This window comes from Phyllobacterium sp. SYP-B3895, from assembly GCF_009647635.1.
In the GTDB taxonomy this organism is placed as follows: domain Bacteria; phylum Pseudomonadota; class Alphaproteobacteria; order Rhizobiales; family Rhizobiaceae; genus Phyllobacterium; species Phyllobacterium pellucidum.
On the sequence record NZ_WJIG01000001.1, the window covers coordinates 1,088,762 to 1,108,193 of the forward strand.

Annotated in this window: 25 protein-coding genes; 15 read left to right on the forward strand and 10 right to left on the reverse strand. The window is 58.9% G+C overall.

The annotated features are described in order from the left end of the window. Positions 1–131 precede the first annotated feature (131 nt). Positions 132–2,333: an esterase-like activity of phytase family protein gene (locus GF108_RS05225; RefSeq protein ID WP_153667100.1), complete on the forward strand. Its 2,202-nt coding sequence runs from the start codon at positions 132–134 to the stop codon at positions 2,331–2,333. Between the two features lie 85 nt (positions 2,334–2,418). On the opposite strand, the gene GF108_RS05230 is transcribed toward GF108_RS05225, so the two are convergent. Beyond that, the gene (locus GF108_RS05230; RefSeq protein WP_153667101.1) at positions 2,419–3,423 is read right to left on the reverse strand and encodes an NAD(P)H-quinone oxidoreductase; all 1,005 of its coding nucleotides are present in this window, start codon (positions 3,421–3,423) and stop codon (positions 2,419–2,421) included. Between the two features lie 95 nt (positions 3,424–3,518). Between GF108_RS05230 and GF108_RS05235 the strand changes: the two genes are divergently transcribed. From GF108_RS05235 to GF108_RS05245, 3 genes are all read left to right on the forward strand, one after another. Beyond that, complete coding sequence (locus GF108_RS05235; protein ID WP_153667102.1) at positions 3,519–3,704, forward strand: DUF1192 domain-containing protein; 186 nt, start codon at positions 3,519–3,521, stop codon at positions 3,702–3,704. 112 nt (positions 3,705–3,816) lie between these two features. Further along, positions 3,817–5,073, forward strand: a complete 1,257-nt coding sequence (locus GF108_RS05240; RefSeq protein ID WP_153667103.1) for an MFS transporter — start codon at positions 3,817–3,819, stop codon at positions 5,071–5,073. A 77-nt stretch (positions 5,074–5,150) separates the two neighbouring features. Next, the gene (locus GF108_RS05245; RefSeq protein WP_027231184.1) at positions 5,151–5,414 is read left to right on the forward strand and encodes a helix-turn-helix transcriptional regulator; all 264 of its coding nucleotides are present in this window, start codon (positions 5,151–5,153) and stop codon (positions 5,412–5,414) included. 118 nt (positions 5,415–5,532) lie between these two features. Here GF108_RS05245 and GF108_RS05250 read toward each other — a convergent pair whose 3' ends face one another. After that, complete coding sequence (locus GF108_RS05250; protein ID WP_027231185.1) at positions 5,533–5,712, reverse strand: YdcH family protein; 180 nt, start codon at positions 5,710–5,712, stop codon at positions 5,533–5,535. 226 nt (positions 5,713–5,938) lie between these two features. Between GF108_RS05250 and GF108_RS05255 the strand changes: the two genes are divergently transcribed. From GF108_RS05255 to GF108_RS05275, 5 genes are all read left to right on the forward strand, one after another. Further along, entirely contained in the window at positions 5,939–6,142 is a 204-nt protein-coding gene (locus GF108_RS05255; RefSeq protein WP_027231186.1) for a YdcH family protein, read from the forward strand. Positions 6,143–6,246: 104 nt separating this feature from the next. Next, on the forward strand, positions 6,247–6,744 hold the full coding sequence (gene purE / locus GF108_RS05260) for a 5-(carboxyamino)imidazole ribonucleotide mutase (RefSeq protein WP_091921046.1): 498 nt from the start codon (positions 6,247–6,249) through the stop codon (positions 6,742–6,744). Between the two features lie 2 nt (positions 6,745–6,746). Then, complete coding sequence (locus tag GF108_RS05265; RefSeq protein ID WP_153667104.1) at positions 6,747–7,820, forward strand: 5-(carboxyamino)imidazole ribonucleotide synthase; 1,074 nt, start codon at positions 6,747–6,749, stop codon at positions 7,818–7,820. A 165-nt stretch (positions 7,821–7,985) separates the two neighbouring features. Then, on the forward strand, positions 7,986–8,111 hold the full coding sequence (ykgO, locus tag GF108_RS05270) for a type B 50S ribosomal protein L36 (protein ID WP_027231189.1): 126 nt from the start codon (positions 7,986–7,988) through the stop codon (positions 8,109–8,111). Positions 8,112–8,173: 62 nt separating this feature from the next. Beyond that, positions 8,174–8,782: a hypothetical protein gene (locus GF108_RS05275; protein ID WP_153667105.1), complete on the forward strand. Its 609-nt coding sequence runs from the start codon at positions 8,174–8,176 to the stop codon at positions 8,780–8,782. A gap of 100 nt (positions 8,783–8,882) precedes the next feature. Here GF108_RS05275 and pyk read toward each other — a convergent pair whose 3' ends face one another. Then, positions 8,883–10,319, reverse strand: a complete 1,437-nt coding sequence (gene pyk, locus GF108_RS05280) for a pyruvate kinase (protein WP_027231191.1) — start codon at positions 10,317–10,319, stop codon at positions 8,883–8,885. Further along, positions 10,316–10,741, reverse strand: a complete 426-nt coding sequence (locus tag GF108_RS05285) for a DUF1036 domain-containing protein (RefSeq protein ID WP_027231192.1) — start codon at positions 10,739–10,741, stop codon at positions 10,316–10,318. The genes pyk and GF108_RS05285 overlap by 4 nt, the downstream gene beginning before the upstream one ends. Before the next feature lie 453 nt (positions 10,742–11,194). On the opposite strand from GF108_RS05285, the gene GF108_RS05290 reads away from it, so the two are divergent. The 3 genes from GF108_RS05290 (at position 11,195) to GF108_RS05300 (ending at position 12,734) form a co-directional block, all read left to right on the forward strand. Continuing rightward, on the forward strand, positions 11,195–12,007 hold the full coding sequence (locus GF108_RS05290; RefSeq protein WP_153667106.1) for an N-formylglutamate amidohydrolase: 813 nt from the start codon (positions 11,195–11,197) through the stop codon (positions 12,005–12,007). Between the two features lie 19 nt (positions 12,008–12,026). Beyond that, positions 12,027–12,332, forward strand: a complete 306-nt coding sequence (locus tag GF108_RS05295) for a DUF1244 domain-containing protein (RefSeq protein WP_153667107.1) — start codon at positions 12,027–12,029, stop codon at positions 12,330–12,332. A 138-nt stretch (positions 12,333–12,470) separates the two neighbouring features. Then, complete coding sequence (locus GF108_RS05300; protein WP_153667108.1) at positions 12,471–12,734, forward strand: DUF2312 domain-containing protein; 264 nt, start codon at positions 12,471–12,473, stop codon at positions 12,732–12,734. A gap of 126 nt (positions 12,735–12,860) precedes the next feature. Here GF108_RS05300 and GF108_RS05305 read toward each other — a convergent pair whose 3' ends face one another. Next, positions 12,861–13,697 (reverse strand): oxidoreductase, encoded by an 837-nt coding sequence (locus tag GF108_RS05305; protein WP_153667109.1) that lies wholly within the window; start codon positions 13,695–13,697, stop codon positions 12,861–12,863. Between the two features lie 101 nt (positions 13,698–13,798). Between GF108_RS05305 and GF108_RS05310 the strand changes: the two genes are divergently transcribed. After that, the gene (locus GF108_RS05310) at positions 13,799–14,704 is read left to right on the forward strand and encodes a LysR family transcriptional regulator (protein ID WP_153667110.1); all 906 of its coding nucleotides are present in this window, start codon (positions 13,799–13,801) and stop codon (positions 14,702–14,704) included. On the opposite strand, the gene GF108_RS05315 is transcribed toward GF108_RS05310, so the two are convergent. Both GF108_RS05315 and GF108_RS05320 read right to left on the reverse strand, forming a co-directional pair. Continuing rightward, complete coding sequence (locus GF108_RS05315) at positions 14,694–15,383, reverse strand: YoaK family protein (protein WP_172982572.1); 690 nt, start codon at positions 15,381–15,383, stop codon at positions 14,694–14,696. The two genes, GF108_RS05310 and GF108_RS05315, sit on opposite strands and share 11 nt — an antisense overlap. A gap of 90 nt (positions 15,384–15,473) precedes the next feature. Then, complete coding sequence (locus GF108_RS05320; RefSeq protein WP_153667112.1) at positions 15,474–16,121, reverse strand: hypothetical protein; 648 nt, start codon at positions 16,119–16,121, stop codon at positions 15,474–15,476. 180 nt (positions 16,122–16,301) lie between these two features. On the opposite strand from GF108_RS05320, the gene GF108_RS05325 reads away from it, so the two are divergent. Beyond that, entirely contained in the window at positions 16,302–16,727 is a 426-nt protein-coding gene (locus GF108_RS05325; protein WP_091947960.1) for a DUF2721 domain-containing protein, read from the forward strand. 8 nt (positions 16,728–16,735) lie between these two features. On the opposite strand, the gene GF108_RS05330 is transcribed toward GF108_RS05325, so the two are convergent. Continuing rightward, positions 16,736–17,236: an ion channel gene (locus tag GF108_RS05330; RefSeq protein ID WP_153667349.1), complete on the reverse strand. Its 501-nt coding sequence runs from the start codon at positions 17,234–17,236 to the stop codon at positions 16,736–16,738. A gap of 188 nt (positions 17,237–17,424) precedes the next feature. Between GF108_RS05330 and GF108_RS05335 the strand changes: the two genes are divergently transcribed. Then, positions 17,425–17,895, forward strand: a complete 471-nt coding sequence (locus GF108_RS05335) for a DUF992 domain-containing protein (RefSeq protein WP_246663838.1) — start codon at positions 17,425–17,427, stop codon at positions 17,893–17,895. A 76-nt stretch (positions 17,896–17,971) separates the two neighbouring features. Here GF108_RS05335 and GF108_RS05340 read toward each other — a convergent pair whose 3' ends face one another. Then, a complete protein-coding gene (locus GF108_RS05340) occupies positions 17,972–18,277 on the reverse strand; it encodes a hypothetical protein (RefSeq protein WP_027231201.1) in 306 nt (101 codons plus the stop codon). Positions 18,278–18,413: 136 nt separating this feature from the next. Then, positions 18,414–19,304 carry a fatty acid desaturase family protein gene (locus GF108_RS05345; RefSeq protein ID WP_153667114.1) on the reverse strand — a complete coding sequence of 297 codons (891 nt, stop codon included), beginning with the start codon at positions 19,302–19,304 and terminating at the stop codon, positions 18,414–18,416. Positions 19,305–19,432: the final 128 nt, after the last annotated feature.

A 19,432-nucleotide genomic window follows, 5' to 3' on the forward strand; every position in this document is an offset into this window, starting at 1 on the left:
CGATGAGCAAGAATCGGATTCAACCGCAGGAATCCGCTCCCGAGCCGTTTCATCGAACTGTCATCAAAGTGTCATCGCACTGCAATGCATCTACGCCATCGATCTCCGCAATCACAATCGGAGGTCTACTAATGTCCAACAGGAACACGATCTATCTCGGGCTTGGCGCGGCACTTCTTGCATCCGTAGCCATGCCTGCGTCTGCCGACCCCATTTTCAACCGGATCGCCAGCTTTGCCGTAGCCGATAATCTGCCGAAGGATGCTGACAAGTCGAAGCCGACGTCTTCCGAGATCATCACCGTTTCCGGCGATGGCAAGACATTGATCTATTCGGATAGCCCTTACGGCTCGATCGGCTTCATCGATATCACCGATCCGGCAAAGCCGCAGGCAGGCGGCATCATCAAGGTAGAGGGTGAACCGACTTCCGTTGCGGCGCTCGGCGGTTCGGTCTTTGCCGCGGTCAATACGTCCAAGGACAAGGCCAACCCCTCGGGCCGCCTCGATATCATCGATATCGCCTCACGCAAGGTCGTCTCCAGCTGCGATCTCGGCGGCCAGCCGGACTCGGTTGCGATGTCACCGGACCAGACCTTCGCTGCCATCGTCATCGAGAACGAACGTGACGAAGATATCAACGAAGGCGCGCTGCCGCAGATGCCATCCGGAAATCTCAAGGTTCTGGCGCTGAAGGACGGCGCGGCGGACTGCGCCGGCATGAAGACCGTTGAACTGACCGGGCTCTCCGAAATTGCACCGGAGGATGCCGAACCCGAGTTCGTGTCGATCAACAAGGACAATTTGATCGCCGTTACGCTGCAGGAAAACAACCATATTGCCATCGTCGATGCCACAACCGGCAAGATCGTCAACCATTTCTCCGCCGGCACCGTCGATCTCGACAAAATCGACGTGAAGAATGACGGCGCGCTCAAGTTCGACGGCAGCATGAAGGGCGTGCTGCGCGAGCCCGACACCGTCAAGTGGCTCGACAATGACCGCTTCGTCGTGGCCAATGAAGGCGATTACAAGGGCGGCTCCCGCAGCTTCAGCATCTTCGCCAAGGACGGCAAGCTGTTTTATGAATCCGGCCCCTCGCTCGAGTGGAAGATGGCGGAAGCCGGACACTATCCGGACAAGCGTAACAAGAAGGGCGTCGAGCTCGAAGGCGCGGAAGTGGGCAAGTTCGGCGACACCAATTATCTTTTCGTCGCCAGCGAGCGCGCTTCGCTCGTCGGCGTCTACAAGGATAATGGTGCGGAGCCGCAATTCGTGCAGCTGCTTCCCTCAGGCATTGGACCCGAAGGCGTTCTGGCCATTCCCTCGCGCAATCTTCTGGTTACAGCCAACGAGAGCGATCTCGTCGAAGATGGCGGCGCGCGCTCACACGTCATGATCTATGAACTCAAGGAACAGCAGCCAAATTACCCGCAGATCGTCTCGACTACGAAGGATGACGGGACGCCGCTCGGCTGGGGCGCTCTATCCGGCCTCGTTGGCGATCTGAAAGAGCCCGGCAAGCTCTACGCTGTCTCCGACTCGTTCTACTACGCTGCCCCCTCGATCTTCACCATCGATGCCAAACAGACGCCGGCGAAAATCACCGAGGCGCTCACTGTCAAGCGCGGCGGACAGGCGGCGCAGAAGCTCGATATCGAAGGCATCACCACGGACGGTCAGGGTGGGTTCTGGCTCGCCAACGAAGGCGACCAGGCAAAGCTCGTCCCGCATGCGATCCTCAACGTGAACGACAAGGGCGAGATCAAGAAGGAAATAGCCCTTCCGGAACAACTGCTTCCGAACCAGACGCGTTTTGGCCTTGAAGGCATAACCCGCGTTGGTGAGGGCGATGATGCGGTTCTGTGGATGGCGATTCAGCGCGAGTGGAAGGATGACGAGAAGGGTTTCGTCAAGCTCCTTGCCTATAACGTCAAGGACAAGAGCTGGAGCGCCGTCTCTTATCCGCTCGACAAGACGGAAAATGGCTGGGTCGGCCTCTCGGAGATCACCGCCCATGACGGTCAGCTCTACATCATCGAGCGTGACAACCAGATCGGCCAGAAGGCTGCGGTGAAGCGGCTCTATCGCATCGCGCTTGACGGCCTGAAGCCGGCCAAGATCGGCGAGAAGCTCCCGGTCGTGACCAAGGTGCTTGCTCACGACTTCATGGACGATCTGAAGGCTTCGAATGGCTATGTCGTCGAGAAGCTTGAAGGTTTCACCATCGATTCCGACGGCAATGGCTATGCCGTTACCGACAATGACGGGGTCGATGGCTCCTCCGGCGAAACCCTGTTTTTCAGCGTCGGCAAGGTGCAGGCGACCAACTGATAACGCCGGGTAGCAATCGACCGGGCCGCAGTCTTACACCTGCGGCCCTATCGCGCTTCTATGTAAACCTTACGAGTTCAGTCGTTTAGCCGACGTCGAGCACGATCTTGCCGATGTGATGGCCGTCTTCCATGCGCTCATGCGCCCGCCAGGCCTCGTGCAGCGGATAGACCATGTCGATCACCGGCGCGACGCGGCGCTCGACCAGCAGCGGCCAGACCTTGGTCTCGAGCGCCCTTGCGATACCCGCCTTGAACTCCACGGGCCTGTTGCGCAGGGTTGATCCTGTATGCGTGAGGCGCTTCACCATCAGTTTGGAAATGTCGCTCGTCGCCTTGGCCCCATGCAGAAACGCGATCTGCACAATGCGCCCGTCAAGCGCGGCGGCTTCGTAGTTGCACTCGATGTAATCGCCGCCGACCATATCAAGGATGAGATTTGCACCCTTGCCCTCGGTCGCATCCTTGACCGCCTTGACGAAATCTTCCTCGCGATAATTGATGGCGTGGCTGGCGCCGAGCTTGAGGCAGGCCTCGCGCTTCTCCTGCGAGCCGACAGTGGTCATGACCGAGGCGCCGAACGCGTGTGCGAGCTGAATGGCTGTCGTGCCGATGCCGGAGGAACCGCCATGCACGAGGAAGGTTTCTCCGTCCTTTAGCGCGCCGCGTTGGAACACGTTGTGCCAGACCGTGAAGTACGTCTCCGGAATGGCGGCCGCCTCGATATAGCCGTAGCCGGCCGGGATCGGCAGCGCGTTGGTTTCGTGCACGCTGCAAAACTCGGCGTAACCGCCGCCGGCAACGAGCGCGGTCACCCGTTCCCCTATTCGAAAGCGGGTAACGTTTGCGCCCACAGCGACAATATCCCCGGCAATCTCAAGTCCCGGAATATCGGAAGCGCCGGCCGGAGGCGGGTAGTGGCCCTGCCTTTGCAACACGTCCGGACGGTTCACGCCTGCGGCCTTGACCTCGATCAACAGCTCGCCGGGACCTGGCTCGGGGACGCCGCGTTTTCCGGCCTTAAGCACCAACGGCCCCCCTGTCTGGGTGATCTCGATTGCCGTCATGGTTGTCGGTATTTTTTCGGCCATGGAGCTGTTCCCTTCGATCGATTCGCCAGAATGATTTGCAATTCCAAGTGGTTGGGCTGTATCTTCGTATATTAGAGCTTATCTTGGAGGAAATGATGTCAGTTTTCGACGAAGAGCCAAGACGCAAGGTCGTTCATGACATAGGGCAGGATCTGTCGCTGCTGTCGGTTTCCGAACTTGACGAGCGGATAGCCCTGCTGCGGACTGAAATCACACGCCTCGAAGAAGAACGTTCCCGCAAGGGCAGCAGCAAGGTCGCAGCCGAAGCGCTCTTCCGCTAAGTTTTGATAGTCTCCGGGGTAACGAAACAGGGATGCCATGAAGTTACCCTATTGCTCCATGAAACGAACCCGGTGCCGGCGCAGTTAGCGAGTCGGTTCCTCCCTCATTCTCATGCAAGGTCTTGCCGTGTTTCGTTCGTTCATCCAGGTCTTCGCGCTTCTTTGCGGTACATCGTTTCTTGTCATGGCGTCCGGCCTGCACGGTTTGCTCCTGCCACTGCGCGGCGGTGCTGAAGGTTTCTCGACGACCTCGCTCGGCCTCCTCGGGACGGCCTGGGCAGGGGGATTCATCACCTCCTGCCTGCTTGCACCGCGTCTGGTGCGGCGGGTGGGCCATGTGCGGGCCTTCAGCGCCTTTGCCGCGATTGCGGCAATTGTTGCGCTGTTCACCGGGATTCTCGTCGAACCGATAGCGTGGATCGCCCTGCGCGCCCTGACCGGCTTTGCCATGGCAGGCTCCTACATGGTCATCGAGAGCTGGCTGAACGAGCGGGCGACGAACACCAATCGCGGCCAGATTTTCGGCCTCTACATGGTGGTCAACTTCGCATCCATCACGGTGGGCCAGATGATGATCGGCTTTGGCGACGTGCGCTCGGGGACGTTCTTCATGCTGACCGGCATCCTCTTCTGCCTTGCACTGATACCAACCGCCATTTCGACCGCCAGCAGTCCGAAACCTCTGACGGAAGTCCAGCTGGACCTCAGGGCCCTCTACCGCAATTCGCCCGTGGCTTTTCTGGGCTGCATCCTCATTGGCGTGGCCAACGGAGCTTTCGGTACGCTCGGGGCGGTCTATGGCGCCTCGACGGGCATTTCGACAACCGAGATCGCCTTGATGATGAGCGCGTCGGTTATGGGCGGCGCCCTGATGCAGATCCCCGTCGGCCGCATGTCCGACCGCACCGACCGGCGCTACGTCCTTGCGATCGTTGGCGGCGCAGCTGCTGTGATCGGCCTTCTGATCTTCCTCATATCGCCGCACAATGCCTACGTTATCCTGATCATGACGGCGATCTATGGCGGGCTCGCCTATGCGCTCTATCCCGTCGCTGTCGCTCATGCCAACGACTTTGCCGACTCGGCAAATTTCGTCAAAGTCACGAGCGGCCTGCTGCTGCTCTACGGCTTTGGCACGATGCTCGGTCCCATCCTCGGCGCCCTTGCCATGGAGAGCATTTCGCCATCGGCGCTCTTCGGCGTCACAGCGCTCGCGCATGTTCTGATCATGACCCATGCGATTATCCGCTCGCGCATGCGCGCGCCCGTGCCGATAGAGCTCAGGGACAATTTCAAAACTGCCGGCGCCGAGCGTGTGACGCCGGAAAGCGTGCGGCTCGACCCGCGCGCCGAAAACCCGGCGGAATAGGCGTTTGCGGGCCTCTGAAGGTTCGCTCGACGACAAAATCCGTTGACAATGCGCTTGGTTTAAACCGACTATTCTACATGGTCGAGACGGATGCCTTTACAGCCATTTCAGATCCCAACCGCCGTTACCTCCTTGAGGAACTTCGCCGCGGGCCAAAAACCGTGAATGAACTCGCGCTCGGGCTGCCGATCTCACGGCCAGCGGTTTCCCAGCACCTGAAAGCGCTGCTCGATGCGCGCCTGGTCAAGGTGAAATCGGAGGGCACGCGCCGCATCTACGCCGTCGATGACAGCGGTTTCTTTCATCTGAATTTATGGCTCGACCAGTTCTGGAGCGGGTGAGACGATTTTCATGGCGGGCAAAGAAAAACCCGGTCCCTGCGTGAAGCGGGAACCGGGCTTTTTTATCGCTGCCATCGCGGCGCTGGGTAGCTGCCGGATGGAATTTCGTGAGACCTTCCTAGTGGTGGGTGACGGCTAGTTTCAGCCTTTCGATCTGTTCTTTCAGCATAAGCTTGCGACGCTTCAAATCGCTTATCATGAGGTCGTCGGAGGCGGGACTTAACAACGCATCAGCAATCTGCTTTTCAAGCGCTCCATGCTTACGTTCAAGCGTTTCAAGATGAGACTCAATGGCCATCCGGCTTCTCCCTTGGTTTGTTGCCCAACTCGTACGTGCTCCACTTGCCGCGCGGCAAGTATGTGACAGAGCCGTGACAGTCTGCCACCACTTTAAGCAATTGTCGAATTTGTTTCGTAGGATTTTCTTGTGGTGTAAAATGTGATATGGCGACGTGCTGGCGAGGACAGAATTGCCTGCAACCAGTCACTAGCTTCTATTACAGCGAAATATCGGGAATCACTGCATGTCCGATCAGGATCAGGCTGACATTCGATTGGCAGTCGCAAGATTGAAACAAGAACACATGGACTTCGATGCCGCCATACAAGCAATGATCCAGGTGGGCTGCGACCAGCTTCGCATCCAGCGCATGAAGAAGAAGAAGCTCATCATCAAAGACAAGCTCATCGAGCTCGAAGACAAGATTACCCCCGATATAATTGCCTGATTGCAAGAACGGCAGGCACCTGTCCGCGAGTTAACTTGCGGGCGACAACCTTTTCCTTTAATCCGACCTACTCCCACACCGCCTCGTATTTCAGAGGATGCTCAATGCCAGATAAACGCGCTGACGTCGCAATCATCATGGGAAGCCAGTCCGACTGGGCCACCATGCGTCACGCCGCCGAAACGCTCGATGCGCTCGGCATTTCCCATGACGACCGGATCGTCTCGGCACACAGGACACCGGACCGTCTCGTCGCCTTTGCCAAAGGCGCGCGCGAGGATGGTTTCAAGGTCATTATTGCGGGCGCCGGCGGCGCTGCACATCTTCCCGGGATGGCAGCCTCGATGACTGCTTTGCCCGTGTTCGGCGTTCCGGTCGAATCGAAGGCTCTGTCGGGGCAGGACTCGCTGCTGTCAATCGTGCAGATGCCTGCAGGTATCCCGGTCGGGACATTGGCGATCGGGCGGGCTGGCGCCGTCAATGCAGCATTGCTGGCCGCGGCGGTCCTGGCGTTGAACGATACAGCACTTGCGGTACGGTTGGATGAATTCCGGCAGGCGCAAAGCGACAAGGTTGCTCTGCGGCCTTCTGACGAGGCATAAGCATGATATCTCCAGGTTCGACAATAGGCATTATCGGCGGCGGGCAGCTTGGGCGCATGCTGGCGATGGCGGCGGCGCGGCTCGGCTACCGGACGGTGATCCTGGAACCCCAGGGCGATTGTCCCGCAGGTCAGGTCGCCAACCAGCACATCCTCGCGGCCTATGACGAGCCGAATGCGCTCGAACAACTCGCCGAGGTCAGCGATGTCATTACCTACGAATTCGAGAATGTGCCGGTCGATGCAGCGGAAACGCTGAACGAGACAAAAAGTGTGTTTCCCCCGCCTGAGGCGCTCAAGGTTTCGCAGGACCGCGTGGCGGAAAAGCGCTTCCTTGCCAAGGTCGGCATTCCGACGGCGCAATGGCGCATCGTCGAAAGCGAAGGCGATCTCGAAGCCGCCCTGCTGGCGTTCGATGGCAAGGGCATATTGAAGACACGGCGCTTCGGCTATGACGGCAAGGGTCAGGTCAAGTTCACCGGAGCCAAGGGCGAGAGTGCGAAGGCCGGCTACGCGGCTATCGGTGCGGTGCCTGCCATCCTTGAGGCGATGGTCGATTTCACGCGCGAAATCTCGGTAATCGCCGCGCGCGATCAGGAAGGCAATATCAAGGTCTACGACATTGCGGAGAATGTTCACAAGGACGGTATTCTCGCGACGTCGACTGTCCCCGTATCGGTTTCATCGACCATGGCCGGGCTCGCCGCCGATGACGCGCGCAAGCTGCTCGAGGGCCTTGACTACGTCGGCGTCGTCGGCGTCGAGTTCTTCGTTCTGGCCAACGGCACGCTGCTCGCCAATGAGTTTGCGCCGCGCGTGCACAATTCCGGCCATTGGACGGAGGCTGCCTGCGCCGTTTCGCAGTTTGAACAGCATATCCGCGCCATCGCCGGCTTGCCGCTCGGCGACACAAGGCGGCATTCCGACTGCGTGATGGAAAATCTGATCGGCGACGATATCGACAAAGTGCCGGAACTCCTCAAGGAGCCCGGCGCAGTGGTGCACCTTTACGGCAAGGCGGAATCGCGCCCCGGCCGCAAGATGGGCCATGTCACGCGTATCAGCAAAAGACTTTAGCTGGACAAATAAGCGATTGAGCGCGGAATCATGCGATGAATCGCCAGCGGGGAGTTGACATTCGGGGTAATCATTGGCTATTTCCCCGCCACGTGTTTCCGGCGCGCTGCTCAGGCGCGCTTTTTATTGGTGCCCGGTTTCGGGCGTAAAGATACCGGTGCTGAAATGAAGATCAAGAACTCGCTCAAGGCTCTCAAGGCCCGTCATCGTGACAATCAGCTGGTCCGTCGCAAGGGCCGCATCTACATCATCAACAAGACTGCTCCGCGTTTCAAAGCGCGTCAGGGCTGATCGTCCGCGACTCACGCTTATTTGCATTTGACGTTTCGCTGATACGGATTACGATCCGTCTCATGCGGAGCGTCTTTGCGTTTTCAGTTGTAACCTCACTGGCGATATTGCCGGCCTTGGCTTTCGCTGAGGATGAAGCGCCCATCGGACAACAGGCCGCCCTTCCCGATATGACCCAGGCGCAAAAGCGCGCCTTACGGCTCGACGAGCTCTTTGCTTCCTTGAAGCGCGAGAGCAACGAGGTGAAGGCTGCGCGCATTGCCTCGCTGATCCAGAGTCAATGGCAAAACTCAGGCAGCGCCACCGTCGACCTCATGATGGGCTGGGCCGCCAAGGCGATGGAACACAAGAAATACTCGGTCGCCCTCGATTTTCTCGACCAGGTCGTGACGATGAAGCCCGATTTTGCCGAGGGCTGGAACCGGCGCGCGACGCTGCATTTCCTTATGAATGACTACGGCCGGTCGATGGCCGACATACAGAAGACACTGGCGCTTGAGCCGCGGCATTTCGGTGCCATGGCAGGCATGGCCGCTATCCTCAAGGATACGGGGCGCAAGGAAGCCGCCCTGCAGGCTTTCGAACGTGTCCTCACCGTCTATCCGATGATGCGCGAAGCGCAGAAACAGGCCGGGGAACTTGCCGACGAACTCACCGGCCAGCGCACCTGAACTTCAAGCGATTGCGACTGGCAGATCGCCGGCATGCCAAATGCAATGTGGTTCGAACCCGCAGGCCGAACCACATCAATTCAAGTTCAATATGCCCGGTTTAGATGCCGGTCAGGCCGTCCGAACCGATATAGGCGATGCGCAGCATATTGGTCGAACCGGGCGTGCGCAGTGGCACACCTGCCGAAATGATCACCCGGTCGCCCGGATTGCCGAACTCTTCCTGATAGGCGATATGGCAGGCGCGATCGACCATGTCGTCGAGATCGGACGCATCCTCCGTCACGACGCAGTGCAGGCCCCAGACCAGCGACAGCTTGCGGGCCGTCTCCACCACGGGCGAAAGCGCGATGATCGGTAGCAGCGGGCGCTCACGCGCTGCGCGCAGTCCGGTCGTGCCTGACGCCGTGTAGGTGACGATGGCGGAAAGGTTCAGCGTCTCGGCGATCTGGCGGGCGGCGAGCGAGATCGCATCGGCGCCGGTTGCATTGGGTTCCGGGCGCTGGGCATGGATGATGCCCGGATAGTTCGGGTCGCGCTCTACCTCTTCGGCGACGCGGGCCATCGTCGAGACAGCTTCGATCGGATAATCGCCGGCGGCAGATTCGGCCGAAAGCATAACCGCGTCCGCGCCTTCGAAAACGGCGGTAGCGACGTCGGACACTTCAGCGCGGGTCGGGACCGGGGCTGTGATCATCGATTCCAGCATCTGGGTCGCGACGACGACAGGCTTGCCCGCACGCCGGCAGGCACGAATGATCTGCTTCTGGATGCCCGGAACCGATTCGAGGGGCATCTCGACACCGAGATCGCCGCGGGCGACCATCAGCGCGTCGGAAAGCTCGATGATTTCATCGAGCCGCGCCACGGCCTGCGGCTTTTCGATCTTGGAAAGGAGAGCAACGCGGCCACGGGAGATCTTGCGCACTTCTGCAAGATCCTCGGGCCGCTGGATAAAGGAGAGGGCGACCCAGTCGATTTCTTCCTGCAGGACCGCATCGAGATCGCGCCGGTCCTTCTCGGTCAGCGCACCGACGCCGAGCGTCGTGTCGGGCAGGCTGACGCCTTTCTTGTCGGAAATCTTGGTGCCCGAAACGACGCGGCAGCGGATCGACTTGCCGTCCGATGCCTCGGCGACGAGCGCCAGCTTGCCATCGTCGATGAGCAGGCGATGGCCGGGCTCGACGGCCTCAAGAATTTCGGGATGCGGCAGGAACACGCGGGTGTTGTCGCCGGGCGTATCATTGCTATCGAGCGTGAAGGTCTGGCCCGGCGTAAGATCGACCTTGCCGTCGGCGAACTTGCCGACACGCAGCTTCGGGCCCTGGAGGTCGGCGAGGATGCCGATCGGGCGGCCGAGGTCCTTCTCGACGCGGCGGATGCGGCGCACGAGCTCGCGCATCAGATCGTGGCTGGCATGGCTCATATTGATGCGGAATACGTCAGCACCCGCTTCGAACAATTTGCGGATCATGGCTTCTTCGGAAGAAGCGGGTCCGAGGGTGGCTAGAATCTTGACCTTGCGGCGACGTCTCATTGAGGAGGGGTATCCGTTACGATTGGAGAGGAGGGAGGATTCTCTTCGGTAAGCTGGACCATCCAGCTCGTCTGCTCGCCGGTATCATACTCCTGAAATCCCGCGCGCTGAAATCCGCGGGCAAAACAGTCATTGATGCCGGTGATCTTAAACTGGTTTTCCGCGACACACATGTTGATCTTGCCGTCCCAGCGGCCGCCGCTCTGGGCGTCTTCCGCGTAGAGATAATAGTAGCGCGATGTCAGCGGTCCGACGACGAGGGTCGTGCAGGATGAGGCGTTGACATGCCACCAGCCTTCGGTGATCCAGCCTGTCTTGGCGCGATAGCCGAGCGCGACGCCGACAAGATTTTGTGTGGTGTTGCACACGCGAAAATCAGCGTGCGCCTTCTCCGGAGCCGCAAAACTGGCTGCAAGAAATATGAATAAAAAAGCCGCTAGAAAGCTGCCCAGGCGCGTCCGCCGATGCTGATCGGGGTGGAATTCAATGCCCTCACGCAATATTGCCTCCGTCCGTCTTCGAACCTCTTTTCGGCAGTTTCATGGGCATTGTCAACGCGCTAATCGTTTGAATGGCAAGTTCAGCGACGAGTGCGACAAAAGAATGATCATTGCCATGAAAGAGCAGGGCAAAGGCGGCGAAACAAGCGCGATTTCGGTTGAAAGAGCTTAACGCTGGCGGGGACGGTCAAACTGGCGGCGCGGCATGGACGGCCACACGTTCTCTGGGTCGATCGGCATATCAGGTCGATCAGCCCATCAGATTGAATCAGCCTGTTAATACGCGCGGATCTTTCGAAAGTGCGCATATTCGTTGCAAAGCGGTCCAGCCCGTGGAAAACAGGAAGTTGTCATCCCAAGCAGCGAGCACCGCGAATGCCGTTTTCACCTCTTCATCTGGTTGATGGCGATAGGGCCAGGGGCCTTCTCCTGCTTGCCGATCACGCGCGGCGCGATTTGCCTCAGGCGTATGGTTCGCTCGGTCTGCCGCCATCAGAGTTCGAGCGTCACATCGCCTATGATATCGGTGTCGAGCAGTTGACGCAGCGGCTCGCGGCGATGCTCGGCGTCCCCGCTGTCCTTGGCGGCTTCTCGCGGCTTTTGATCGATCCCAATCGCGGCGAGGACGACCCCACGCTGATCATGCGCTTGTCCGATGGCGCGGTCATTCCGGGCAACAATCCCATGCCGCCGGAGGAGCGCGCTAGGCGGATTGAAGGCTATTACCGGCCTTATCACACGGCAGTTTCACAAGCGATCGAAGCGGTGACCAAGGCGAGTGGCAAGGCGCCGCTCGTTATTTCCATCCATTCGTTCACGGCCTTCTGGAAGTCGACGCCGCGTCCCTGGCATGCCGGAATTCTCTGGGACAAGGACTGGCGCGCGGTCCGCCCGCTGATCGAAGGTCTGCGAGCCGATCCGCAACTCGTCGTAGGCGACAATGAGCCCTATGACGGAGCGCTCCGCAACGACACGATGTTCCAGCATTGCATCGTGACCGGCCTCGCTCATGCATTGATCGAAGTGCGGCAGGATCTTATCGCCGAGGAAGCAGGGGTCGAGCAATGGGCGAACCGGCTTGCGCCGATCCTTGACGCCATCAATGCCGACCCCGATATGCATATGGTCAGGCATTTCGGTTCGCGAACCGGGCCCATTGCCGGATCGCCTGATGAGATATCGAACTGAATCGAGCGGAGATCGGATCATGACCAAGCTTACGAACGAGCAACAAATGGCTTTCGAAGCCGCCGCCTTCCGCAAGTTGGTCGAGCACCTGCGCGAACGCAGTGACGTGCAGAATATCGACTTGATGAACCTTGCCGGCTTCTGCCGCAACTGCCTGTCAAATTGGTACAGGGAGGCCGCCGAGGGCGACGGTGTTTCGATGTCGAAAGAAGAATCGCGCGAGATCATTTATGGCGAGCCCTATGCGCAGTGGCAAGCCAGGAACCAGCGTGAAGCGAGCGAGGCACAAAAGGCTGCCTTCGAGACGAACAAACCCTCGCATTGAGCCAAGCCCCGGCGGGCCTTCCTCCAATTCAAATGTATCCAAGCCTACTCTTAACTTGACTCGTGACGGGCTGGTCGGGCATCGGAACCCTTCGCGCGGCCAACCGAGTCGCACAGGATTTAGGAGCGGAGTATGAGCATGGATGATCTGACAGCGCAGGGTGGTGTCGGAGGCGTAGCAGCAGCGGAACTGCGGCAGTTCATCGAGCGCATCGAACGGCTCGAAGAAGAAAAGACGACCCTTCAGGACGACATTAAGGAAGTGATGGCCGAGGCCAAGGGCCGCGGCTACGACACCAAGATCATCCGCACGATCGTGCGGCTCCGCAAGAAGGATGCCAATGAGCGCAAGGAAGAAGAGGCTATCCTCGAACTCTATATGAACGCGCTGGGCATGGAATAACGCACGAACACGATAATCCGCAGGAGGTTATCGACGGCCTCCTGCGGATTGTTACTGCTTGCTGCTCGGGGCCGTTTCGATGCTGCCCGGCTTGCAATCCGAACCGCTCCGATGTGGCGTTTAGCTTTAGGCCGGCAAGTCGAAATCGGTCGAGACTGATACTTCGCGCCAGTTTGCGATGATATCCGCATCGGATGTGTGCTTGGCCGAGATCGCGGCCAAGGTGTCGCTGCCGAGCGGCAGGCGAACCGGCGGATTTTCTGCATCGACGAATGCAACCACCACCTCAGCGAGCTTGTCGGGGTTGCCGGGCTGGTTGTGACTGATGTCCCTGGCCTTGTTGCGGACAGCTCCAGCGGTCAGGGCGTAGTCGTCAATCTCGATCGGGCTGACACTCAACGAGGTAGAATCGAGAAAGTCGGTACGGAAATATCCCGGCTCGATCGCCGTAACGTGGATGCCGAGCGGGCTCAGTTCTTCGGCAAGAGCCTCGGTCAGGCCTTCCACGGCGAATTTCGTCGAACAATAGACGCCGAAGCCCGCGCCGCTGCGATAGCCCCCGACCGAAGAGAAGTTGAGGATGCGTCCTGATCTCTGGCGGCGCATATGCGGAAGCACCGCACGGGTCACAGCCAACAGGCCGAAGACGTTGGTGCGATAAAGCGCCTCAACCTCTGCGCTGCTTGCCTCTTCCACCGCGCCAAGCAGGCCGTAGCCCGCATTGTTGACGAGCACATCGATGCGCCCGAAGCGGGCGATTGCCTCCTTAACCGCCTGATGCGCCTGCGTCTCGTCGGTAACGTCGAGGGCAACGGCGAGAAGGTTGGATCGCTCGCCGAAGCGGTCGGTAATCGCCTTGGGATTGCGTGCCGAAGCAACGACTTGGTCACCCTTGGAAAGGGCCTTTTCCACGATAAGAGCACCAAAACCACGCGATGCCCCGGTAACGAACCATGTATGCATTTGAACCTCCTGTTGTTCTAAGCTGTGGGAGATTTCTAGCGTGAAGTGGCTGTTGAGATAATCCACTGGATTCTCTTTGCGTTGATGAGTAAAATTCAACAATGCGAAGAGTTTCATCCTCGGACCTTGCGCCATTTCTGGTCCTGGCGCGGCATCGCAGTTTCCGTCGCGCCGCTGACGAGATCGGCTGCACGACATCCGCATTAAGCCACGCCCTGAAAGCGCTGGAGGCGAGGTTGGACCTCCGGCTCTTCAACCGCACGACACGCAGCGTCGCCTTGACCGAAGCCGGAGAGCGTCTGCTTGCACGGGTGGCGCCGGCGTTTCGCGATATCGACGATGCACTGGATGACCTCAATGAGCTGCGCGGCGCACCGATCGGACGGCTGCGCTTCAATACGGCGCATGTTTCGGCAAAGATGGTGCTTCTCCCCGTTGTCGCCCGTTTCCTGGAGGCTCACCCGAAGATCAGCGTCGAAATCGCCGTCGCCAACGATCTGATAGACATGGTGTCGGAGGGGTTCGATGCCGGGATTCGTTTCGGCGAGGTGATTGCGCAGGACATGATTGCGGTGCCGATCGGTCCGCGCCAGCGCACGGCCATCGTGGCGTCCCCAGCGTTTTTCGATCGCCATGCCAAGCCGACGACGCCGGAACATTTGCATAGCCTTCCCTGCGTTGGATTGCGCTTCGGCAGCGGCCGCCTTTATGCGTGGGAATTCGAGCGTGGCGGGGTCGAGTTAAGCGTCGAGGTCAATGGACCGCTCATCGTCGATGATCAGGACATAATGATCGAGGCTGCGCTTCTCGGCGTCGGCGTCGCCTATGCCTTCGAGAGCCAGGCGATCGCGCATATCGAAGCGGAGAGGCTCGTCCGCGTGCTCGAGGACTGGTGTCCCTACTATGGCGGCCTTTATCTTTACTACCCGAGCCGGAGGCAGATGCCCGCTGCGCTTCGCGCGTTCGTTGACTTCGTCAAGGCGTCGGGTACCGCGCTCAGCGCTTGAGATATTTTGCACTTAGCAGAAAGAGGGGAACCGACGCCGCCCAGAAAACGGCGCCTTCCACGGCCCTGTATGAAGCTACGCCGACAATTCCACCGAGCAGGAACGAGGCGATCGTTGCCGAATGCAGTTTCAGCCGTTGAATGGTCGCATTGCGGGCATCGGGGCTGTGGGATCGCCACAGCGTCGCAAGCCCCACGCCAATATCCGTTGCTACGCCCGAAACATGCGTTGTTCGCACCCGCCCCGTGGAAATGCGGGTTGAAGCAGCATTCTGAATGCCCATGGTGAAGCTGAGCATTCCAACGATCAGTGTTCCCCTTGTGGGACCGGACCCGTGAATATCGAGGGCGCCGACAATGAGGAGCAGGCAAGCTTCTGCCAAAAGTGTAAGCGCATAAACCTTCTGCCAGTTGTTGTGTTTGCCGAGCTGGATGAACAGGGAAGCGGCAAACGCTCCAAGGATGAAGAGCACAACGATGGAGGCGAAGGCCGTCGCGATGACAACTTGCCCGAGCGATATATGGTCGGAGATCAGCGAAACGTTGCCGGTCATGTTCGCGGAGAAATAGCCGAAGGCAAAATAGCCCGCGCTGTTCACCGCGCCAGCCACAAACGACAATATAGCTGCGAGCGTGAGGTCAATTCGAGATGTGCGATGGTCGCCCTCTTTGATCAGCATGGCCCCACCCATTGGAGATTTATAATTGTTGGCCAAGTCAATCTTGAGTCTCATTTCCAATCAAGGGCCGTATGACCGGACATTGCCGATCTAGGGCAGAACATTGATCGCCCGGGCGGCGACGATGACGAGCGTCAACAGTGAAATTGTGCTCTCCACCATCATCAGCGACTTTGCGCGGCGCGTGAGCGGCAGGACATCGGTGGGGCTGAAGGCAGTTGCCGTATTGAATCCAAGAAACAGGTAATCGAGGAACAATGGCCGCCAGTCGGTCGGTGCGAGGTCAGGCGCCGTCGCCTGCGGAAACAACCAGTCGGGCTTGGTGCTTGCACTGCTGACCCGCGCGCCTGGCCCGCCGCGATCGATTTGCCAGTACAGCAGGGAAAAGGTCAAAACATTCGTTACCCAGATCGCGAGGGACGAAGAGAGCAGCGAGACTGCACGCGTCTCCGGTGGATGAATTGTGATGATCCCAATCATATCGGCAAGTTCCGCCGCCGTGTTGGCCGCGTAGACCGCTGCAAGCAGCATGATTGCAATGCGTTCCGCTTTCACCCAAAACGCGCTGCCCGTCAGCGTGACGGCAGCCATCGGGACAAGAACCACGAGGACGACGACGTAGGAAACCCAAACCGGCATCACGTGCACATGATGGGGAAGAACTGCGAGAAGACCAAGCACGGCCAGAATGGCCAGCGCAGGTATCCATCGTGGTTCGTCACGACCGTTTGTCGACATTGCCCGCCCGCCCCCCATCGGCTCAGCAATCGTCCCTGCAGCGTAGTCTTGATATCCGGACGCCACAAGGGCGCACCCTTCGTAGGGTCAACCCAACCCGCGAAGCAGTTTGCCGAACGTGTCGATCAGTGGCATCTTCGACGCGACAAGATCCGTTCTGCAACAAAGGCAGCCCGAGAAATGCCCGTAGACGTCGACCAACTTTCAGCCATGATCTCTCATGCCGTTGCTCCAGTATTCCTGCTGGCTGCCATCGCGGCGCTGGTATCCATACTGATCAACCGTATGACGGGCGTAACCGACCGCATCAGAAGTCTCAATCAGATCGCTGACGACGATACGAGCCGCAAGTGGCTCAAGGCGGACATAGCGCGGCTGAAGCGGCGCGAAGTCCTGTTGAATCAGGCCCTGCAATTGGCCGTCATCGGCGCAATCGGCATTGCCATCCTCTTGTTGGTCGGGTTCGTGGTGGCATTCCTCGGCTATCGCCACGAGCCGGGCGCCGGCGCGCTCTTCGTCATATCGCTATGCTTGCTGGTCGGTTGCCTCGTTCGTTTCCTTCAGGATGTGCGTATCTCGCTGAGCGAACACGATCACCACCTCTGACTGTCAGGTCAGGCATCAGGGTCTGTCTGGTCGGAAGCCCGTTCCTTCGGTCCCTTCATCCGTGCCCGGTCGAGCTTGCCGAATTCAGTCATGATGCTGACGAGAACGCTGCTCGTCCAACCGAATGTGAACAAGCCGGAAATGGCAATGATCGGGCCGAGAAGGCGCCAGCGTTCCGGCAGGGTGATATTGCCTTGGCCGAGTGTCGTATAGCTCTCAAGGACGAAATAGTAGCTGTCACGCATGGAGGGAATAAACCCTCTCGCATAAATCGGAGCGGCCCAAATGAGCGTCTCGGCAAAATGCAGCGCCGAGAGCGAGGCAATCGTCGCGGCGAGCAAAAGGTTGATACGCCAGTGCGACGTGCCGCTGTTCACATGAACCCAGGCCCGGTTGAAGCGCAAGTTGATTGCCCGAATTCCGGCGCCGTGGACAAAGATGACAATAATCAGAATAACTGTGCCGACAGCAATCTCGAGAACCGGCTCAGGCGTGGAAAGGTCATTCATCGTGTCACCCATGTCTCGCGTAACCAGAGGGCCTGCAGCTGGAAGAACTATCGCAATGCAGGACAAACTAGCACGGGTGCCAGAATATCCACTGCTGTAACAGTTACGTACTTCCCACCAATGGCTGTTGCGAAGATCTTTTGGCGGTCGCCCAGGGGACTTTCAATAGTGGCGAAGGAGATACAATGATGACTTTCCTCAAAAAGGCATGCTTTGGCTGTATCGTTGCGCTTATTCCATTCGGCGCAAACGCGGAGTCTACCCAGATCGGAACACTGTCCTGCGACGTATCCAAGGGCATAGGGATGTTCGTCGTCGAAAAACAGAAGCTGACCTGTACGTTCAAACAGGAAAAGGGCGGCAGTGCCGACAATTACACCGGGTCCATTGACGAATTTGGCGTGGCGCTTGGTGAAGTCGCGGCAGGGCACCTCATTTGGGGTGTCGTCGCAGCCACCAGCGGTCTTCCCGCCGGAGCGCTCGCGGGCACATATAGCGGCGTCGGCGCGAACGCCTCCGTCGGTCCCGGTGCTGGCGCCAATATTCTCGCCGGCGGAACCGGCCGGGCCTTTTCCCTGCAACCGATATCTGTTGAAGGACAGGAAGGCATCAACTTTGCCGGAGGGGTGACGACCGTAACGCTGACACCGGCGCAGTAAAACTATTGCACTGAAAGCAAGCGGTCAGTTGCGTCGTTGATCCTGAGGGTATCGACGCAACTACGCTATTGGCCGTTCAAAGCTGGTCGTTATAGGGCCGCTTGGTCTCGCCGACCATTCTTGCGAGATGTGAGAACGACCATGGCGTATCGGCACCAGAATTGTTTGCCAGCTGCAAAAGGCGGATGGGGAAACACACGGCGTCGCGATTGGCTGGGGATAGGTGCTCGACTGCCCTGTCGTCGCCAACGGCGACGGCTTCGGCCCTGCGTAGGGCTGTGTCGATTTCGACTGCGGTCAAAAGCCCCTTGGCAACGAGGGCCCGGTTGACCGCTGCGATGGCTAGGCAAAGTCCTTCCAGTTGAAGATTGGCCGTGTTCATCTTCATTCCTTTCCTGGCGCAACGGATGATGGCCGCACCATAGTAGCGCGGAATCCAGCCGGGCGTAACATGGGATCGCCAATTCCGGATCCTCCGGAAGAATTGGCGCTTGCTCCGACGGGACGGGTTCGGATCTCTAACGAAGTCCTTCGATGTATTTCGTATGGAACCGCGTATACCCGGTCTCTGTCTCCTTCAGATGTTCTTCGATGAGCGCATGGAACTCAGGCAGCCGGTGGAAGGGAACTCCCGGATAGGAATGATGCTCGGCGTGGTAGGGCATGTTCCAGGCGAGCTTGCGCACGAACCATGTCGTCGTCGTGGTCCGGCTGTTCTCGAGCATATTGGCGACGAAGGCGCAGCGCCCATGTTCGGCGAGGAGATAAAGCCGCAGGAATGGTTGCCCTATGATTGCCGGGATAATCCAGGCGAAGAGCAGCACCGATGATTGGAACCAAAACGAGAAGCCTGCGAGGCCGACATAGGCAAGGATCATGATCTGTGCCTCGCGTCTCACCTTGTCTTGTCCCTTGGGCGGGACGTAGGGATCATCGCAGCGGCCCGAGGCGTTTCGCAAAAGAGTCTTTACATGGCTCAACCAGACAGGGAGTCCAGAAAGGTGGACGATGTATTCCCGCAACGTTTCGGGCTTTGGCGTTGCAAGCTCGGGGTCGTTATCGGGATCTTGGGTAAAGCGGTGATGGGCGAAGTGAAAATAGCGGAACCAGTCGGCCGGAAGCACGATCATGAAGCCGCATATGCGTGCCACGACATCGTTCAGCCGCTGCGTCTTGAACGGCGTTCGATGCACGGCCTCGTGCAGGAGCGTGAACAGGAAAACGATCAGGATCCCTTGGGGCAGCATGAGCAAAGGCCAGAAGGGAACGCGAGCGGCAATCAACAACCCCAGCAGGCCAATCGCGCCCCAATGCACGCCAAGCTGCACGAGGCCTGCTGCATCAGACTTGGCGGTCAGGCGATCGCGCTGCTCCTGGGTCAGCGAGGCAATGATGGTGCGGTGGTCCATGACAACCCTGTTCTTGGCATCAACGCATTCATGTTACGCACGTACAGGCGAATTTAGCGCCCGTATTTCGGCATTGTCATGTCGCATTCGCATACGACATGAGCGGCTCCTTATGAGCGGCTCATGAT

Excerpts from the sequence above, each read along its gene's own strand:
- GF108_RS05235 (WP_153667102.1), top strand. The coding sequence starts at position 3,519 with ATGTCAGTTTTCGACGAAGAGCCAAGACGCAAGGTCGTTCATGACATA.
- GF108_RS05300 (WP_153667108.1), top strand. The coding sequence starts at position 12,471 with ATGGATGATCTGACAGCGCAGGGTGGTGTCGGAGGCGTAGCAGCAGCG.
- pyk (WP_027231191.1), bottom strand. The coding sequence starts at position 10,319 with ATGAGACGTCGCCGCAAGGTCAAGATTCTAGCCACCCTCGGACCCGCT.
- GF108_RS05265 (WP_153667104.1), top strand. The coding sequence starts at position 6,747 with ATGATATCTCCAGGTTCGACAATAGGCATTATCGGCGGCGGGCAGCTT.
- GF108_RS05230 (WP_153667101.1), bottom strand. The coding sequence starts at position 3,423 with ATGGCCGAAAAAATACCGACAACCATGACGGCAATCGAGATCACCCAG.
- GF108_RS05325 (WP_091947960.1), top strand. The coding sequence starts at position 16,302 with ATGCCCGTAGACGTCGACCAACTTTCAGCCATGATCTCTCATGCCGTT.
- GF108_RS05330 (WP_153667349.1), bottom strand. The coding sequence starts at position 17,236 with ATGAATGACCTTTCCACGCCTGAGCCGGTTCTCGAGATTGCTGTCGGC.
- GF108_RS05345 (WP_153667114.1), bottom strand. The coding sequence starts at position 19,304 with ATGGACCACCGCACCATCATTGCCTCGCTGACCCAGGAGCAGCGCGAT.
- GF108_RS05245 (WP_027231184.1), top strand. The coding sequence starts at position 5,151 with ATGGTCGAGACGGATGCCTTTACAGCCATTTCAGATCCCAACCGCCGT.
- GF108_RS05340 (WP_027231201.1), bottom strand. The coding sequence starts at position 18,277 with ATGAACACGGCCAATCTTCAACTGGAAGGACTTTGCCTAGCCATCGCA.
- GF108_RS05320 (WP_153667112.1), bottom strand. The coding sequence starts at position 16,121 with ATGTCGACAAACGGTCGTGACGAACCACGATGGATACCTGCGCTGGCC.
- GF108_RS05240 (WP_153667103.1), top strand. The coding sequence starts at position 3,817 with ATGCAAGGTCTTGCCGTGTTTCGTTCGTTCATCCAGGTCTTCGCGCTT.
- GF108_RS05310 (WP_153667110.1), top strand. The coding sequence starts at position 13,799 with ATGCGAAGAGTTTCATCCTCGGACCTTGCGCCATTTCTGGTCCTGGCG.
- purE (WP_091921046.1), top strand. The coding sequence starts at position 6,247 with ATGCCAGATAAACGCGCTGACGTCGCAATCATCATGGGAAGCCAGTCC.
- GF108_RS05255 (WP_027231186.1), top strand. The coding sequence starts at position 5,939 with ATGTCCGATCAGGATCAGGCTGACATTCGATTGGCAGTCGCAAGATTG.
- GF108_RS05225 (WP_153667100.1), top strand. The coding sequence starts at position 132 with ATGTCCAACAGGAACACGATCTATCTCGGGCTTGGCGCGGCACTTCTT.
- GF108_RS05305 (WP_153667109.1), bottom strand. The coding sequence starts at position 13,697 with ATGCATACATGGTTCGTTACCGGGGCATCGCGTGGTTTTGGTGCTCTT.
- GF108_RS05290 (WP_153667106.1), top strand. The coding sequence starts at position 11,195 with ATGCCGTTTTCACCTCTTCATCTGGTTGATGGCGATAGGGCCAGGGGC.
- GF108_RS05250 (WP_027231185.1), bottom strand. The coding sequence starts at position 5,712 with ATGGCCATTGAGTCTCATCTTGAAACGCTTGAACGTAAGCATGGAGCG.
- GF108_RS05335 (WP_246663838.1), top strand. The coding sequence starts at position 17,425 with ATGACTTTCCTCAAAAAGGCATGCTTTGGCTGTATCGTTGCGCTTATT.
- GF108_RS05295 (WP_153667107.1), top strand. The coding sequence starts at position 12,027 with ATGACCAAGCTTACGAACGAGCAACAAATGGCTTTCGAAGCCGCCGCC.
- ykgO (WP_027231189.1), top strand. The coding sequence starts at position 7,986 with ATGAAGATCAAGAACTCGCTCAAGGCTCTCAAGGCCCGTCATCGTGAC.
- GF108_RS05315 (WP_172982572.1), bottom strand. The coding sequence starts at position 15,383 with ATGCTGATCAAAGAGGGCGACCATCGCACATCTCGAATTGACCTCACG.
- GF108_RS05275 (WP_153667105.1), top strand. The coding sequence starts at position 8,174 with ATGCGGAGCGTCTTTGCGTTTTCAGTTGTAACCTCACTGGCGATATTG.